Source organism: Anaerolineales bacterium, from assembly GCA_015075625.1.
Lineage (GTDB): Bacteria > Chloroflexota > Anaerolineae > Aggregatilineales > UBA2796 > UBA2796.
In genome coordinates, this window is record JABTTZ010000001.1 from 1,551,908 (window position 1) to 1,568,829 (window position 16,922).

Here is a 16,922-nt window from a genome sequence, read left to right on the forward strand (position 1 = left end):
CAGTCGTTTCTGAATCATGGTGTTGCGGTGGGTGTTGGTGTTAATGTGGGCGTCGGCGTTAATGTTGGTAGCGGTGACAGGTTAGGCGGGGGAATGGCGACTCGTGGATCGTCTGCCGGGACGGGTGTATGTGTATAGTTTGCCCTCACTTTAGGGGAGTAAATGAAACTGCGATGGCGGGGTTCCATGGTGGGGGTGATGATGGGATTTACGTAGTTCCAGCCAACGAATCGCTGAAAGGACTGGGAATAGAGGCGTTCGCAAGGGAACCCTAGCGTGATGATCGTGTTGTGTTTACCTCCCAATCCCTCCACCTTAAGAAGGGTAACCCCGTTATCCTCCGCCCAGATAAGACTCTTGTGGATGGACTGCTCCAGTGTGTTGGGAGTACCCGTTGCATGGAATGTGGCTAATAAAACCGGGTCTGGTTCAAAAAACTGGGTGAAGTCGTAAACATGTTTGGGATAGCCGATTGGGTCGCCGATTGGGTCGCCGTTTATGTCTGCCCGTTGAAAATCCGGAATGCCCCAGCGGTTTGCTGTGGGTGACTGAGGATTCTGAGGGTTGATTTCCTGTGCCCACGTGACAAAAGCATCCGGCGGGGTGCGCCCAAAGCTTATCACACTGATATGGAGATGGGGGGTGTTCCATGTGCCCAGAGTCCCCAAGCGGGTTCCTGCGTCCACATATTTTCCCACCCAGATATCGGGATCAACGGTCAACAAATGCCCATATACCACGAATAGATGCCTATGACGGATAACTACTGCAAATGGGCTGAGTTTATCGGTGTTGGGCATCTCATTGGGCTTATAGTTCCCCCATTGGGCGCCTGTGGTTCCATCCTCATGGAGCAAAGCAACAACCAACCCACCTGCACTGGCAAAAGCGGCGCTCCCCGGAGGCGCGAAAAAATCCACCCCAAAATGATACCCCGGATGCCAGTACCCACCCTTTTCATTTGCAAATCCAGAGATATGCTGGGATGCAGCTTCAACACAGGTCTGGTACATGCTCACCGGATAATGGGTGAAGGTGAGGGGGGCAGTCAACCCCCAAGGCACTTGGGTGAGGGGAGGAAGGGCATAGGACGCGCTTAGATTCGCGGTTGGCAGTTCGGAGAGACATTTTTCGATTTCACTTCGCTCTACTTTCAGCGAAAGCACCCCGTCAAAATCCTTTTTGGGAACGATAATCTCTTGTTGGGGCAGGATGAATCCCCCGATGGGGTCAATTACCTGGAACCAGCGTAAGATGAAGCCATTGGGTGCTTGTGCTACGCCTTGCGTTCGGCGGAACCACAGCCGATGGTTGAGGGGATCAATCGCATAGGCATCGATCTTTAACTCATTTTGGATATCGTTCTTCCATTCGGCTGGATTACCCCGGATGGGTGCTCGGAAGAGATGGATAGATTGCTTTTTGTCGTTTTCGGGAAGGATTAACTGACAGGTACTTGCGGACGTAGGTGAAGGGGTTAAGGTCGCTGTAGGGGCAGGCGTGCAGTTGGGTGAACGGTCAAAATCGAAGACAAAGTAATCGCTGTAGCGTTGAGCGACGATCCACCCATCGTGCAGCGTGCCAGCTAACATCACTTCGGCACGATACCAGATATAACCATCTGCCGAGGGTGTTTTCGAGGTTGGGTCAAGGCGGATGGGCGTGCCGGGCTGGATTGTCCCTAGAAGGGTGGCGCTGGTACTTGGCGCAGCCCTGAAATTGACCTCGCGGCAGTTCGTGTACACGGTGATGAGAGTGTTCGATAGTGTGGGCGTGGGCGTGGACTGCCCCTGCGCCGGCACGTACCACGTCGGGGGGACACCGAGGAACGCCATCCCCGGATGGACATCGCGCCCCGACCCATCGGCACGGACGATAATCACCGTGCGGATGCTCCGCCACCGTCCGCCCTACTCCCAACTCACCCCGCAGACGAAGATCAACTCCCCATCGACCCACATCCATTCGCCACCACCGCCGGGGCAGACGGGAGGAAAGCCAGTAGGGTAGGGGATAATTGCGGGGAAGGGCGTTGCCGTCGGCGTGGGAGTCCGTGTGGGAGTAGCCGTTGCGGTTTTCGATGGGCTTGGCGTTGGGGTTGCTGTGAGGGCGAGGGCGGTTTGGGTGTTGAAGTACCGTTGTGTAGATTTAGCATCATTCGTTAGCCAAGAATGAACATAATCCCAATAACGAGTTTTTTGAAAATGCTCGGCGGTCAGATGCTGACCTAACGTAAACGTGTTTGAGGGACGGGCTGTGGGCATAGGAGTGCCTACAGTGCCATAAAACACAGTCAAGGTGATTAGTCGAATGGCGCGGGTCGGATCAATAGTTCCCTGGGCAGGGGCGAGATAGCTAGAGGGAGTGAGGCGTCGTCCATTAAGATAGATGACGACTATACCAGCCACGGTGAGGAGAATCATGGTCAGCCAAAAGGCTGTCCCAAAGCGTTGTTTCATCAGAATCGCCTTTCGCTTCGCTGGTTATGGGCATACGCCCGGTAGGGGTGGAGGCACAGGTTGTCCAACAGATACCTCAATCTCAAACATTTCGGTCTCTGGGTAAAACTCAACTACCTTCACCCGGATAGCTTGTTTTTCATCGATAAAGTCCTCACCTGTGAAGAATACCGAGCCTGAATCATTTGCATTTCCACGTTCATCTTTACTGTGGTTGCAGATGTACCCAACCTTATAGCCTTCGGCATTAAGCGTTCGTTTATCAATGTCAAGGATGACAGGTCGTCCAACTTGGGCAATGGGACTCTCGTAATCTGGCTCTTTAACACGATGAATAAGTACCACCGGACGATCTATCGGAAGACCATTGTCGTAACTGGCTTGGTCGGGACGATTCATCCGCGCCTCTACCGTATAAAAGTCAGCATCCTCCGTTCGCGTCGGGAGGTCGATGCGAATCATGTACCGTTCGTTCTGGTTGGTATCAATCGGAGAACTGTCCAGAACCTTCAGGCGAATGGTTTTGGTCGTGGGTGCGCTAATCGTTTCCACCTCTGCGGGCTGAACCCACCCTGCATAATAGCGATGAATAGGAATGGCATTGATGGGAATACACACTTGGTCAACCGTCTGCCACTGCCCACAGGGGACAAGGAAGGCGGCAGTCGGTGTCGCCAAGGGGGGAACAGGATTTGGTGTGGGATAGATAAGATGCGTCCCGGCTGCGTTGCTCATCACATCCCATGCCGATCCATAGACATCCCCTGGAAGATAGTAGGGCGAATACGAGTGAAGTAACCCAAGAATATGTCCGATCTCGTGGGCAACTGTTGCCTGAAGAGAGGGGATATTGATCATCGACTGAACATTCCCCACAAAGATAGGGTCTATCGCGTAAAGCGAGCCATCGATATAGATTTGGGGCATTATTCCCAGAGACGGCGCAAACGCGGCTGCCCCATTCCATAAGAAGTAGTCAAAAAAGAGGAGCACAACGCCGTTGTTGGATCGCACAAATGGATTTAGATCGACTCCCTCGTGTACGGCTTGCGTGAGACAATCTGTGGCAATAAAGCTGTAAGGGGTATCTGAAGACTCTCTATAGCTGGTAGTGGTCATCGTCAGCCAACTGGAATGAAACGTTGCCATGTTGAGCGTTATTTTCCCTTGCGATTGCGCCGACCAGAAATCGACAACACTAGGAAACACCCTCTTGGCGAGTTCAAGGCTGACAAGGTAGGGGACGCTGTAAGGAACGGGCGGTGTTGGCAGTGGGTTGGCAGGGTCCGGTGTGTATTGGCAAAATACGGTGAGGATGTTCAGCGTTTTCGCTGTCGCTATTTTGGTAGGTAGCCAAGTAGGTGTTGCCGTCGGCACAGGCGTCGGCGTTGCTTGCGCCTGCGCCGGCACGTACCACGTCGGGGGGACGCCGAGGAACGCCATCCCCGGATGGGCATCGCGCCCCGACCCATCGGCACGGACGAGGATCACCGTGCGGGCATCGTTCGTCGTCGCTAAGCGCGTCCCGTCCGGCGACCACTGAAGGGGGTAATTCGCTCCCGATCCAAGCGTCCAAATCACGCGGCGGCTGCTCCCATCGGGCTGAATCGACTGCACCTGCCCTGAGTCGGGGTAATACTCTGTGCCGATCAGGACGTGGTTGAAGGCGAGAAGGGACGCTGTCGGGGCGTGCTGAAGCCCGATCAGGTCATAGGCAGCGTTATAGCCGCCCTGCGGGGTGATCAGGCGGGGGCTGTCCGACCCATCGGCACGCTGAGCATAGATTCGGGCGCTGTTGGTGGGAGACAGCAAAGCAAGGTAGAAAAGCTCTGTCCCATCCGCCGACCACGAAAGGGAATACCCGCCGCTGTTCAGGGTGCGCAGCACCTCCCCACTCAGGGAGCGTATCACAATTTGTCCGCCAACCGGGTAGGCGATCTGCGTCCCATCGGGCGACCACACCGGCTGCCCTTCGTTCTCAGGCGTGTTCGTTAGGTTCATTTCAGCGCCGCTGAGGGCATCCACGCGGTAGATATCGACACTGCCGCGATTCGACAGGTAGAGGAAGTAGCGCCCATCGTGGCGGTAGAGCGGCGGGGTGAGGGCATTCGTCAAGGGCAGAGTCGCCATGCCGCCGCCGGCGTCGGTGATGCGGGCGGTGGAGGGATTTAATAAGGTGACGACGCGCAGCGCCCCCGACGGCGGGGTGACGATGCTGGCGCTGGCGGGAACATTCCCCTGACTGGTCGTCGCCCAGATGCTTTCGGCGCTGGCGGGCGGTGGCTCAGGCGCAGTCAAGGCGCAGGCGGGGTCAAGGCGCGGGTCAGCCGCCGCCAACTGGACATCCACCCGTTCGCTGAGCGTATCCGTGCCAAAGGTCAGTTCGTTAATGCTTGGCATCCCGCCGCCAAAATAGCCCTCCTCAATGAGAACGGCGGCGGCGTCCGCGTTGAAGATCGCCCCCCCGCCGTTCGCCGTGTTGCCGGAAAAGGTCGCTTTGGTGAGCATTACCGCGCCGCCCTCGGCATTGTAGAGCGCTCCCCCTTGCGAGGCGTGGTTGGCAAGGAAGGCAGTGCATGTCCCCGCTGTTGAACCTGTGTTGAAGATCGCCCCGCCCGGCGCGGCAGTGCGCCCCCGCACCGCCCCCAGCGTGACCCGCACGAGAGTCAGCCGTCCAGCATTGGCGATGCCTCCCTCCGCCCCACTCAAAGCGCTGATCTGGCTGTCCTCGATGGTCAACGTCCCCTCGTTCAGCAGGCTGCGTCCCGCCTCCCCGCGCCCCTCAATACGGACATGACGCATGGTCACCTTCGCCGTCGGGCTGAGGCGGATCGGCGTTCCCTCCACTGCCAGCGTCGCCGCCCCCCCATGAAGGATAACATGCCCGCTGAGGGAGGGAAACTGTGGCGTCTGCGCTGTACCGGCAGCGGCGAAGGCGTATGTCCCGCCATCGAGGTAAATATGAACAGGGAGCGCATCCGAGCGCGGCGCGGCGCTGTTTGCGTAGTGAATCGCCAGCGCCAAACTCATCGCATCGTCGGCGGGGACGCGGAGGTGGATTTCCATTGGCGCGGCGGGGGTGAGCGTCGGCGCATCCTGCGACCTGACCGGACGCACCAGCGCGGCGCCCGCACAGAGCAAGGCGAATCCACTCAGCAAAAGGATAACCAGACTCAGCCGACGGCGCATAAGAAGGCAATCTCACGGGTGTAATACTAGACCGCCGCTAATATTACCCCCCCCCGTACAATGTCAAGGGGCGCGCTGTACAAGTTCCCTACGGATGGACTACTCCCACACCCCTACAGCATTTTTCAAGGAGATTGACCCCTTAATGGTTGACAGTCCCACGTATCATGATATACGTACCAATGGGTTAGGTGGTGGTGATCACAGGGTAAACGAACGACGCCCGCCCTTCTTGTAAGAAGGCTGGTTGCAGCCCAACCAGTGAGGGTACTGCAATAAAATTTCATCTGTACAGCGCCGCCCCTTTCCGCGAAAATAGACCATTGCGTTGGTTACGGTGCTGAGGTGTCATGCAGCTTCACGGTCTGCTTTCGCGTCTCGAATCGCTCTCAAGTTTTCGCCCCATCCTCACCCGTCTTGCTCAGGGGCAGCCGGTGGGTGATCAGCGCGTGATGCGTTCTGCCCGCCCTTTTGTCGCGGCGGCTCTGGCGAACGCCTTAAACCGCCCTGCGCTCATCTTGACGGGCAGCGCGGAACGGGCGTACACCCTTGCCGAACAACTCCCTGTCTGGCTGCCGGATCATCCCATTCACCGCTTTGCCGAGCCAAGCGCCATTTTCTACGACCATGCTGGCTGGAATACGACGACCATTCGCGGACGCCTTGCCGCATTAGCAGCCTTTCTTCCACCCATTGGCGTGCGCCGTGAAACGCCGCCGATCATCGTCAGTTCTGCCCACGCCCTTATGACACGCACGCTCCCCCCCCGCGATTTCCGCGCCTCCTCGCGGCTGATCAAGGTCGGTGGGCGTGCCGATCCCGATCAGATCATGCGTTTCTGGTTGGGAATCGGCTACCTGCCTGCCACGATTGTCACGGAGCCGGGGACGTTCAGCCGCCGAGGGGGAATCGTTGACCTCTTTCCCATTGATGCCGAGAGTCCGGTGCGCTTTGAATTCTTTGGCGACGAGATTGAGCGCATCCGCACCTTTGACCCCGGCACACAGCGATCCAGCGCCTCTCTTGAGTCGGTGGCGGTGATTCCAGCCCGCGAGTCGCTCCCTAAATATGCCGCCCCCGCTGCCGAACGGCTGCGCGGTTGGTTTGATTCTCATGCCGCCGCCGATGATTCCGACACCTTCGCTGCCGATAGCGTCGATCTCGCCTCGGAAACGGCATTCCCAACCCTCGATTTCTACCTTCCCTACCTCTACAACTCAGCGACCAGCCTCTTGAATTACCTCCCCGATGAGGCGCTCCTGATTGTCGATGATTTCGCCGCCCTCCAAGAGGCTGTCGAAGATTTAGAGAGCCAAGCCGTTGGGCAGTATGACGAAAACTGCCGCGCCGGTCTGATCCCGCCCGATTACCCGCTCCCCTACCTGCCATGGACAGACCTCCACGAGGCAATCCGCGCCCGCCGCCCCCTGCACCTCGGCGGGGGGATGGAACGGGACGGGGAGTCCTTTCCCGATGAGGACGTGTTAGGGGCTGCCTTCCGCCCCGCCGGGCGCTTTGGCGGGCAGCTTCGCAGCTTCTTGGACTCCCTCTATGAGATCGATCAGGCTGTGATCGTCAGCAACCAAGCGCAGCGTCTTGCCGAACTTTGGGCGGAGCGTGGCGGGACAAACCACCCCGTGAGCCGCCTTGACAGCCCACCGGAGGGCATTGTTTTTGTCGAAGGGGCGCTAACCGAGGGCTGGACTCTCCACACCGATCAGAGTCCGTTGCACCTGCTCACCGATGCCGAGATTTTCGGCTGGAAACGCCCCGAACCACGCCGCCGCATCATCCAGCGCAGTGTCTCCCCTGAGTCCTATTTTGCTGACCTCACAGCGGGCGATTACATCGTTCACATGGAGTACGGGATCGGGCGCTTTGTCGGCTTACAGCGCCGCTCACTGGATGGCGGGACGCGGGAATACCTTGCCCTCCAATACGCCAACGATGACATGCTCTACGTCCCCATTCATCAGGCAGATCGGCTCTCCCGCTATGTGGGGGCAGACGATGCCGCCCCAACGCTCTCCCGCTTGGGATCGTCTGAATGGGCGCAGAAAAAGGAAGCCGCCCGCCGCGCTGCCGAGGAAGTGGCGAAAGAACTGCTCGATCTTTATGCCCGCCGCGCCGCCGTGAAGGGACATGCCTTCTCGCCAGACAGCCATTGGCAGGCGGAGTTAGAGGCGTCTTTCCCCTACCTTGAGACGGACGATCAACTTCGCGCCCTTGCCGAGGTGAAGGCGGATATGGAGCGTCCTACACCAATGGATCGCCTGATCTGCGGCGATGTGGGCTATGGCAAAACAGAGGTTGCCCTGCGTGCGGCGTTCAAGGCGATCATGGATGGCAAACAGGTTGCCGTCCTCGTCCCCACAACGATCTTGGCACAGCAGCACTTCAACACCTTCAGCCAGCGCTTTGCCGCCTTTCCGGTGAAGGTCGAAATGCTCTCTCGTTTTCGCACCCCCAAAGAGCAGCGGGCGATCCTTGATCTGCTGACGCGAGGGAAAATCGACATTCTGATCGGCACACACCGCCTCTTGCAACAAGACGTTGCCTTCCGCGATCTGGGCTTGCTGGTCATTGATGAGGAGCAGCGTTTCGGCGTCACCCACAAAGAGCGGCTGAAGCGGATGCGCACCGAAGTAGACGTGCTGACCATGACAGCGACGCCCATCCCCCGCACGCTCTACATGAGCCTTGCCGGAATTCGGGACATCAGCATGATCCAAACGCCCCCCGCCGAGCGCCTGCCGGTGATTACCCATGTGGGCGCCTATGACGAAAAATTGGTGCGCGGGGCAATCCTGCGCGAGATTGACCGAGGCGGGCAAGTCTATTTTGTCCATAACCGCGTCATGACCATCGACAGTGTTGCCGATCATCTGCGGCGGATTGTCCCAGAGGCACGGCTGCTCATTGGGCATGGGCAAATGGCGGAAGATGAGCTTGAACAGGTGATGACCACCTTCGCTGGCGGCGAGGCAGATGTGCTGCTCTGCACAACAATCATCGAGAGCGGGTTGGATATTCCCAACGCGAACACGATCATGATGGATCGTGCCGATGCGCTTGGGTTGGCGCAGCTATATCAACTGCGCGGACGGGTGGGGCGGGGGGCAAACCGCGCCTATGCCTACCTGTTCTATCCAAAGGGGGCGCACCTCACCAGCGACGCCCGCGCCCGTCTGGATACGATTGCCGAACAGACCGAACTTGGCGCGGGCTACAACATTGCCATGCGCGATCTGGAAATTCGCGGCGCGGGCGAGTTCCTCGGCAACCGTCAGAGCGGCTACATCGCCTCGGTGGGCTTTCACCTCTATACACAACTTCTCTCCCGCGAGGTGGCGCGGCTGCGGGCAGAAACCGCCCCCAATGCCCGCCCGTCCGCGCCGTCTGTTCTGCCGCTCCCCGGCACCGCCGCCCCGATCACGATTGATCTCCCTCTGCCCGCCTATGTGCCAGTTTCCTTCATGAGCGATAGCGCCATGCGCTTGCAGTTCTACCGCCGCCTTGCCGATGTAACGACCCTTGCCGCCATTGATGAGATTCAGGCAGAACTGACAGATCGCTTTGGAGCGCTTCCAAGTGAGGTGCAAGGGCTGTTGTTTGGGATTCGCGTTAAACTGCTGGCAACGGAGGCTGGTGTAGGGGCGATCACCGCCGACGGCGATCAATTGGCAATTCGCCTGCCCTACCTTGCCCATGTGGATCGCGCTGGTTTGCAGCGCTATTTAGGACATGGCGTGCGCGTCAGCCGGACGGCAGTATGGCTCTCCCGCGCTGAGGAGGGGTGGGAAGGGCGGCTCTTGCGTTTGTTAGCACGGCTGCCCCCTCAGACAGATGGGGCGGCGGTGGGGTAATTTTTTGTCGGGGCGACAACAATAGTACGCCCCTTAGCAAAAGCGCCGTGAAACCCCTGCTTTGGGGACTGGGGAGTATGTCAGATTAGGGACGGACACAATGCGCAAAGGACTTGAAGCGGCAATCCTTCTGTTATTGGGGATTTACCTTTTGGAAACGCGCCTGACGGGAGAGATTGCCTATTACATTGCCGCCCAATTTTACTGGCTGCCCGTTGTTGCCGGGGTTATGTTGATCCTCTTGGGTGGGGTGCGCGTCTCTGGGCTGCTGCGGGATGCCCCACCCGCCCCGCCAGAATCGACGACGCGGGTGTTGATCACCGCGCCCGCCGCGCATGGCAAAGGAAACGAGAGAAAACCGATCTCGTGGGGCGTCTTGGCGCTGATCGCCACGCCGCTGGCGTTAGGGACGCTTGTTCCGGCAAAACCGCTCACTTCTGCCGCTATTGGCGGGAGTGGAATCACTCTATCGATCAGCGCCGCGCCCGCCGGAGCGTACAGCATTGCCCCCGAAAGCCGCAACATCCTTGATTGGGTCCGCGCCTTCACCGCCGCCGAAACACCAGAGGAATTTAACGGGCAAACCGCTGAGGTGATTGGCTTCGTCTACCGCGACATTCGCTTTACGCGGGAGGATCAGTTCATGGTTGCCCGCTTCGTGATGCAATGCTGCACAGCGGATGCCCAGGCATTTGGGGTGCTCATCGAATCGCCCGCCGCGCCGGACTTCCCGCAGGATTCATGGGTGCGGGTGCGCGGGAAATTTGCCGTGCGCCCCTTCGATAATACGCCAACCCCCGTCCTAATCGCGGACTCCATTGAGCCAACGGCAATGCCAGATCGTCCCTATTTGTATCCATAGGGTGCGGGGTGGGCGGGCAAGGGAGGCGGGCGCACAGTACGCACCCCCACCTCAGCCCGACGTGACATCAAGGGTCGGCATGTGCGCCGCCAAACGTGCCTCGTAAGCGGCGAGGATACGCGCTCCGTGATCCTCAAAATGCCCTTTCACCTGTTCAGCGTCCAACTGAGCGGCACTTGCCGGCGCAGCGGGCAGCACATCTTGAAATTTGCGCTGTTTACGGCGCATTTCCCACCGCTCAAGACGATCCCCCCACGCGCCGCCAAAAATTCGCTCCCCCACCCATTGCAGCCAACGCCCCACCCCCTGCGGTGTGTGATCGGGCAAGGGGTAAAGCGGCGCCTCGGCGTTTGGCAAGTAGTCCACCGTCCAAGCATTGCTGTGGCGCATCGCCGTGTAAAGCGCCATGCCAGAGAGGGGGATCATTTGAGCGATTTCATGGGCAATGTAGAGATCGCGCCGCGCTTGGGAAAGCGCCGTCTCGGCCAAGACGTAATTCGGGCAAAGGCGGATTCCCCACAGCCGCGCCCACCGCACGAGGATCACCGCAAACAGGCGCGTCAGCCACACCCGTCCGGGCGTCGTGACAATCAGATAATCGAGATCATCGTTGGCGGCGGTGGCATTGCGCATCGAAAGGGCGCCAGTGATCGCCACCATCCGCACAAAGGGGAGCGCCGCCAAGCCGCGCCCATAACGCAGCGCAGCGCCCCACAGCCGCTCCGAGATAGCTTCCCGCTCCCGCCGTAGGGCAAGGCTTTCCGCCCTCTGGCGGGGCGCCCAACAGCCGTTTTGCTCAATGAGTATTTCCGCCAACAGGGGAGAGCTTGCCAGCGCGGTTTCGACCTCAGCAGTCGTCGCCGTGACGCCGATCAAAAACTGGTGAATTTCTTGTGTGGTCAGCGGAAACTCAAATACATCGGCATAGAGCAGCGTCCGCAGAATGGCGAATTCTAAGGGTAGGGCAGTCATCAATATTTGGCGGGCATCCAGCGCAACCCCGGACGCACCTCTTGATAGCCGCTTAGGTCGGGTTCAATCTCGGCAAGGATGCGCTCTTGGGCAAGGAAGTTGCCGCTGACGAGGAAGTTGTGCCGCGCCAGAAAGTCCGTTTTCAGTTCGGTGATCAGTTGACAGGAACGCTCAAAGCCAATGGCGGCAACCTGAAAGGGCGCTGCATCATAGACGGCGAGCGCAATATCGTAAAACACAAGGTCGAGGGCGTGCAGTTCGGGGTGACGCGCCCGCACACCGGAATCGCTCTCAATATTAGCGAACATCCCTAAGGGGATGAGGATTGAGACACATTCAAACAGGGAGCGTGTCGCCTGCACATCACAGCCCACGATGAACGATTCTACGGCAAGCTGCCCATGCTGGATGAGGGCGGCGGTGGGGGGCGGGGCTTGAATCGCCTGTTTGCCAGCGGGCGGCTGTCCGGGGCTGTGCCGTGCGCTGAGGGGACCATTGAGCGATGGGTGTTCCCAAAGTGTCTGGACAACCTGCTGCCACTGGCGGTCACGCAGCGTGTCAAAGGTGATGTTCAGTTCGTAATTGCCGCCTTCCCAGAAAGCGTGGGCGTCGTCGTAGGTGGCAGCGGTGAGCGTGGTCGCCATGCAAATCCTCACGGTGTATGCGAAACCGCCCTTAGTGTAGAGCGTAAGGGATTCTACCGCAAATTGAGGATGGGGTGAGGGCGGGCGGGCGACCAGCGCGGGGTTAAAATGCCCGCGCTAAGGCTGACCGCCCCGTTGGGGCTTAAGACGAAGTGCGGATGCCTTTCAAGCCCCGTAGGGGCGGTTACTCTTAGCCCGATGGTTTACCGTCGGGCATAGGCGGGCACCCCAGGGGGCGTCCCTACGAGGCGCAGGATTATACGGGCGCAAACCATCCCCTAACCCCTTTCTACCCAACTTCTCCCTGTTGGCTTGCGAACGTCTGTGCTAGACTGCTGCCCCCAAGAGAGGAGGAATCGGCATATGCGTCCGCCCTTCACCGCATGGGCTACGGAACATCTTTTCTTGCATGACAAACGCGGACAGCGGGCGGTGTTCCCCCCCGCGTGGCGGCGCATTCTCGATCACTGTTTCCCCGCTGGCGATGATCCTCTGCCCTACAGCCGCATCGTCTGGAGCTGCCCCAAAAAGAGCGCCAAATCAACCCTTGCGGCGGGCGTGCAGCTTTGGTATGGCTGGCATGTGGAGACGCCCGGCGAACAGTATGTCCTCGCCAACGATCTAGAGGGGGCGCGGACGCGAGTCTGGCGCTATGCGCTGGCGGCGCTGACACAAGGCAAGGCGGCTCACCGTCTTAGCGGGACGACGATCACCCTTGCCAACGGGACAACCATCCGTGCCATTCCGTCCGATTATCGCGGCGAGGCGGGCGCGAACTTCAGCCTTGCCACCGTTGACGAACCCTGGGGCGTCATTCACGAGAGCGCCGTCCGCCTTCATACGGAGTTCAGCCCACCGCCCACCCGCCGCGATCCCCTCGTGTTCTACACCGGCTACGCCGGATGGGAGGGACAAAGCGCTTTCTGGCACAGCATGATCGACACGGCGCTGGCGGGGGAGGCGATCCCCGAACTGGCGGATATTGAGGACGGCGACGGGCAGCCCGCCTGCTGGCGTGCCGGACGGCTGTTCCTCTACCACGATCACACCCCGCGCATGGCGTGGCACACGGCGGAATACCTTGCCGAACAGCGGCGCGTCCTCGCCCCTTCGGAATACCTTCGCGTGTGGGAAAACCGTCGGGTGCGCGGGGCGGATTCGTTCCTGACGCCCGCCCAGTGGGATGCCTGTTACGATCCGGCGCTCGATCTGCCGCCATCCGGTGATCCCCGCCCGCTGATCTTCGCCGCCGATGCCGCCACCACAGCGGATACGACGGCGCTTGTCGGCTGCCTATGGACGGAGAAGCGGATTGAAGTCGTCTACACGCGGGTTTGGCGGGGTCGCCCCGACGCGCCCATCCAGCTTACGGAGACAATCACGCCGGAGATCATCGCCCTAGCAAAAACGCGCCATGTGGCGGCGGTGCTGTACGACCCCTACCAAATGGCGGCGGTGGCGGAACTTTGCCGTCGGGCGGGGGTGACGATGATCGAGTTTCCCCAGACGGCGGCGCGGGTGCAAGCGGATACTCACCTGCGCCACCTGATCCTCGGCGGGCGCTTGGCACACGATGGCGATCCGCTGCTGCGTGAACACGTCCTAAATGCCTTGATCGCCGCCAGTGATCGCGGGGTGCGCCTTATCAAACCGACGACGGGCGGCAAGATCGATGCGGCGGTGGCGCTCAGCATGGCGGCGTTGGGGGCGGCGGAACACCTGCCGGCGGTGCGCCATGCCTCGTTGCGGCTGGAACGGAAGCGGAATCCGTTCTTTGGTGGGTGAGGGCATCGGCAAACTATCTACGTTGTTAGGGTGAGGAGCGGAATCAGAATGACCGAATCAAACGACACATCGCCCCCGCGTCCGGTGCGCTGCCCGGCGTGCGGGGCGGAACGCCCAGAACTTTCTCAACAGGGGCAAAAACTTTACAGCAATGGGATTCAGGTGATCGGCTATGTCTGTGCGGCGTGCGGGCGGACAATCCATTGGGGGGCGCGGAAGGGCGGCAAACCCAAAAAGCCAGGGGGCGAATGACCAGCCCGATTTCAGTACCCTCAACGGAGGCGAGATTATGAGGGCGCATATCAGCCACCCCACCCTTTGGGGGGCGGGGGATGGCGCGGGGCTGAAACCCACGCGCTAGGAATAACCGCCCCGTTGGGGCTTAATACGGCGGGCGGAAACGGACGCCCCAGGGGGCGTCCCTACGGGTGGAGGTTATGCCGGCGCATTTTCGCCCCCCACAAGGGCAAAAATGACCAACAGCCCAAAGCCAAGCGCCAAACTCCCCACACAGATGCCCGCCGCCTCGCCAAACTGAATCCGAAAGACGAACGCCCCCAAGAGGAGCGTCGGCGGTGGGGTGACTACCGCCACCGTGCCGAGGTAGTGCAGCACCCGCGCTAAACCTCCGCCCGCTATCGGCTTCTTTTGTTCCGCTTTGCGGGCAACAAAAATCCCAAACACAACGGCAACCGCCCCTCCGATGAGGAGCGCCGCCAACCAACTAGGAAGGGTATTCATGCTATGTCCCGTCTAGTGCAGCGTGTAGATGAACGGCGCCAACGGGCTAGCGGGCAGAATCACAAACACGACGAAGAACACCAGCAGCAGCACGATCATCGGGATCAGCCACCACAGGCGCACCTTCCACAAAAAGCCAAAGAGTTCGCCAATCACCCCCAAACGGGATTTGGCGTCGTCAAGCCAGGTTGCTTTCGGGGCGGCGTTCGCCACCGGAATGGTCATCTTGTCTAGCGTCTCATTCGTTGTCATAACAGAGTCCTACAGCCTTTACTTTCGTACCATATACGGACCCACCACCAAGCGATCCAACCCGCTTTTGCTAAACGTGTTGAACGAATTGGCGGGGGTGTTCACAATCGGTTCGCCGCGCAGGTTGAACGAGGTGTTCAACAGGACGGGAACGCCCGTGATCTCGCCAAAGGTTTTGATCACGTCGTAGTATTTCGCGTTTGTCTGGCGGTCAACGGTCTGTAAGCGCCCTGTTCCGCCGGCATGGGTCGTCGCCGGAATCACCTCATATTTATCGGGCTTCACGGGCGAGACCATCAACATAAAGCGCGGCGGGTAGTGGCTTGCCACATCGGGAAACTCGAAGAAGTCCGTCGCCCGCTCTGCCAAAACGACAGGCGCAAAGGGACGGAACGGCTCGCGGTATTTAATCTTCGTGTTCACCACGTTTTTCATCTCGCTGCGGCGTGGGTCGGCAAGGATGCTCCGGTTGCCCAACGCCCGCGGACCCCACTCAAAGCGCCCCTGATGCCAACCGATCACCTCGCCCTTTGTGATCGCCTCAGCAACCATCGTCGTCAGCTTGGTGTCGTCCTCAATCTTCTCGTAGGCAATGCCGTTCTCTTTCAGGAACGTTTCGATCTCGGCGTCGCTGTATTCCTCGCCCCAGTAGGCGTCCTTCATGACCATCTTACGGGGCATATTCAGGACGGAATGGTACGCCCACAGCGCCGCCCCAAGCGCCCCGCCATCATCGCCAGCGGCGGGCTGGATGTAAACTTCCTCAAAGGGCGTTTCGTGCAGCACCTTGAAATTGGCGACGCTGTTGAGCGCCACGCCGCCCGCCATGACCAGTTTCTTCAGCCCTGTTTGGGCGTGCAGGTGGCGGGCGATGTTCAAGATCGCTTCTTCGGTCACCGCCTGTACGCTGGCGGCGACATCGGCGTAATACTGGTTGAGCGCCATCGCCTCTTTTTCGCCAGCGCGTTCGGGGTTCGTCAGCATCGTGAAGAAATCGTCGCTTGGCGTGCGCTGGACGCCAAACAGATCGGTGAATTTCTGGTTATAGGTTTCCGTCGCTGAACGGTGGAACTTGAAGTAATCCATGTTCAGGTGAAAGCTGCCATCGCTGCCCAAATCGATCAGCTTGCGCACTTTGTCCACAAAGCGCGGTTCGCCATAGGGCGCCATCCCCATCACCTTGTACTCGCCCTCGTTCACCTTAAAGCCGAGGAACGCCGTAAACGCTGAATAGAGCAAGCCCAACGAGTGCGGGAAACGCTGTTCCTCGTTCAGGATGATCTCGTTTTGCCCCTTCCCGTCCCAATTCGCCTTTGCCCGCCCGGTTGTGGTGGTCGTCCACTCGCCCACCCCGTCTAGGGTGATCACGGCGGCTTCCTCAAAGGGCGAACAATAAAAGGCGCTGGCGGCGTGCGACATGTGATGATCGCTGAACAGGATTTTCCCCGCCGGAACGCGCAAATGCTGCTGAAGTTTCGTCTTGACCCACAGCTTTTCCGGCAGCCACACCGCCATCGCTTCCTTCCACACATCCCGCGAGCGGGGGAAGGTGCTGAGGACAGTCATCAGAATCCGCTCGAATTTGACGAACGGTTTTTCATAAAAGACAACGTAATCGAGATCGGCGGCGGTGATCTGCGCCTTGCGCAGGCAGAAGGCGATTGCCTGTTCGGGAAACGTATTGTCGTTTTTGACGCGGCTGAAGCGTTCTTCCATCGAGGCGGCGACAAGTTCGCCATCCTTGATCAGCGCCGCCGCCGAGTCGTGGTAGTAGAAGGACAGACCGAGAATATACATCAGGATTGACTCCGGGCATCCTCAAGCGCCGCGCCAACGGGCTTTCGGCTGCGCCAGTGGGGGGCTGTGTTTTTACGCATTTCTAGGGGGTCTATAGCGTAACGGGCGATCAGGGCAAAGGGGACGATCACAGTGAAGTACATAAGGAAGGTGACAAAGGCGGCAATGTATTCGCCCTGCGCCTCGCCAATGTTACGGAAGCGTCCCCAAGCAATGCGTAGCGGATTAGACAACGGGTGATCCTTCATGAGGTAGACAAAACAAACTGAACAGAGTGTACACTCTGAGAAACGCCAACGTGCAGTACCCTCACTGGTTGGGCGGCAACCAGCCTTCTTACAAGAAGGGCGGGCGT

At 59.4% G+C, this 16,922-nt stretch carries 13 protein-coding genes; 4 read left to right on the top strand and 9 right to left on the bottom strand.

Annotated elements, in window-relative coordinates; genetic code table 11:
• Positions 1–14: 14 nt before the first annotated feature.
• From HS103_06520 to HS103_06530, 3 genes are read right to left on the bottom strand one after another with little or no spacing between them, the layout of a single operon-like run.
• Positions 15–1,883: a M23 family metallopeptidase gene (locus HS103_06520; protein ID MBE7512450.1), complete on the bottom strand. Its 1,869-nt coding sequence runs from the start codon at positions 1,881–1,883 to the stop codon at positions 15–17.
• A gap of 27 nt (positions 1,884–1,910) precedes the next feature.
• Positions 1,911–2,459: a hypothetical protein gene (locus tag HS103_06525; protein ID MBE7512451.1), complete on the bottom strand. Its 549-nt coding sequence runs from the start codon at positions 2,457–2,459 to the stop codon at positions 1,911–1,913.
• Positions 2,460–2,483: 24 nt separating this feature from the next.
• Positions 2,484–5,648, bottom strand: coding sequence for a PD40 domain-containing protein (locus HS103_06530; protein MBE7512452.1), 3,165 nt, complete (start codon positions 5,646–5,648; stop codon positions 2,484–2,486).
• A gap of 350 nt (positions 5,649–5,998) precedes the next feature.
• Here HS103_06530 and mfd point away from each other — a divergent pair, with 350 nt between their 5' ends.
• Complete coding sequence (gene mfd, locus HS103_06535; protein MBE7512453.1) at positions 5,999–9,514, top strand: transcription-repair coupling factor; 3,516 nt, start codon at positions 5,999–6,001, stop codon at positions 9,512–9,514.
• Between the two features lie 100 nt (positions 9,515–9,614).
• Positions 9,615–10,376, top strand: a complete 762-nt coding sequence (locus tag HS103_06540; protein MBE7512454.1) for a TIGR03943 family protein — start codon at positions 9,615–9,617, stop codon at positions 10,374–10,376.
• Between the two features lie 51 nt (positions 10,377–10,427).
• On the opposite strand, the gene HS103_06545 is transcribed toward HS103_06540, so the two are convergent.
• Positions 10,428–11,348, bottom strand: a complete 921-nt coding sequence (locus HS103_06545) for a hypothetical protein (GenBank protein ID MBE7512455.1) — start codon at positions 11,346–11,348, stop codon at positions 10,428–10,430.
• Positions 11,348–11,992 carry a hypothetical protein gene (locus HS103_06550; GenBank protein ID MBE7512456.1) on the bottom strand — a complete coding sequence of 215 codons (645 nt, stop codon included), beginning with the start codon at positions 11,990–11,992 and terminating at the stop codon, positions 11,348–11,350. Before HS103_06550 ends, HS103_06545 begins: the two co-directional genes overlap by 1 nt.
• Before the next feature lie 363 nt (positions 11,993–12,355).
• Here HS103_06550 and HS103_06555 point away from each other — a divergent pair, with 363 nt between their 5' ends.
• The gene (locus tag HS103_06555) at positions 12,356–13,777 is read left to right on the top strand and encodes a hypothetical protein (protein ID MBE7512457.1); all 1,422 of its coding nucleotides are present in this window, start codon (positions 12,356–12,358) and stop codon (positions 13,775–13,777) included.
• Positions 13,778–13,825: 48 nt separating this feature from the next.
• Positions 13,826–14,029: a hypothetical protein gene (locus tag HS103_06560; GenBank protein MBE7512458.1), complete on the top strand. Its 204-nt coding sequence runs from the start codon at positions 13,826–13,828 to the stop codon at positions 14,027–14,029.
• Between the two features lie 183 nt (positions 14,030–14,212).
• Here HS103_06560 and HS103_06565 read toward each other — a convergent pair whose 3' ends face one another.
• From HS103_06565 to HS103_06580, 4 genes are read right to left on the bottom strand one after another with little or no spacing between them, the layout of a single operon-like run.
• Positions 14,213–14,518 (bottom strand): hypothetical protein, encoded by a 306-nt coding sequence (locus HS103_06565; protein ID MBE7512459.1) that lies wholly within the window; start codon positions 14,516–14,518, stop codon positions 14,213–14,215.
• A gap of 12 nt (positions 14,519–14,530) precedes the next feature.
• Positions 14,531–14,770 (bottom strand): hypothetical protein, encoded by a 240-nt coding sequence (locus HS103_06570; protein ID MBE7512460.1) that lies wholly within the window; start codon positions 14,768–14,770, stop codon positions 14,531–14,533.
• A gap of 18 nt (positions 14,771–14,788) precedes the next feature.
• Positions 14,789–16,567, bottom strand: coding sequence for a carbamoyltransferase (locus HS103_06575; GenBank protein MBE7512461.1), 1,779 nt, complete (start codon positions 16,565–16,567; stop codon positions 14,789–14,791).
• Positions 16,567–16,800, bottom strand: coding sequence for a hypothetical protein (locus HS103_06580; GenBank protein ID MBE7512462.1), 234 nt, complete (start codon positions 16,798–16,800; stop codon positions 16,567–16,569). Before HS103_06580 ends, HS103_06575 begins: the two co-directional genes overlap by 1 nt.
• Between the last annotated feature and the right edge of the window lie 122 nt (positions 16,801–16,922).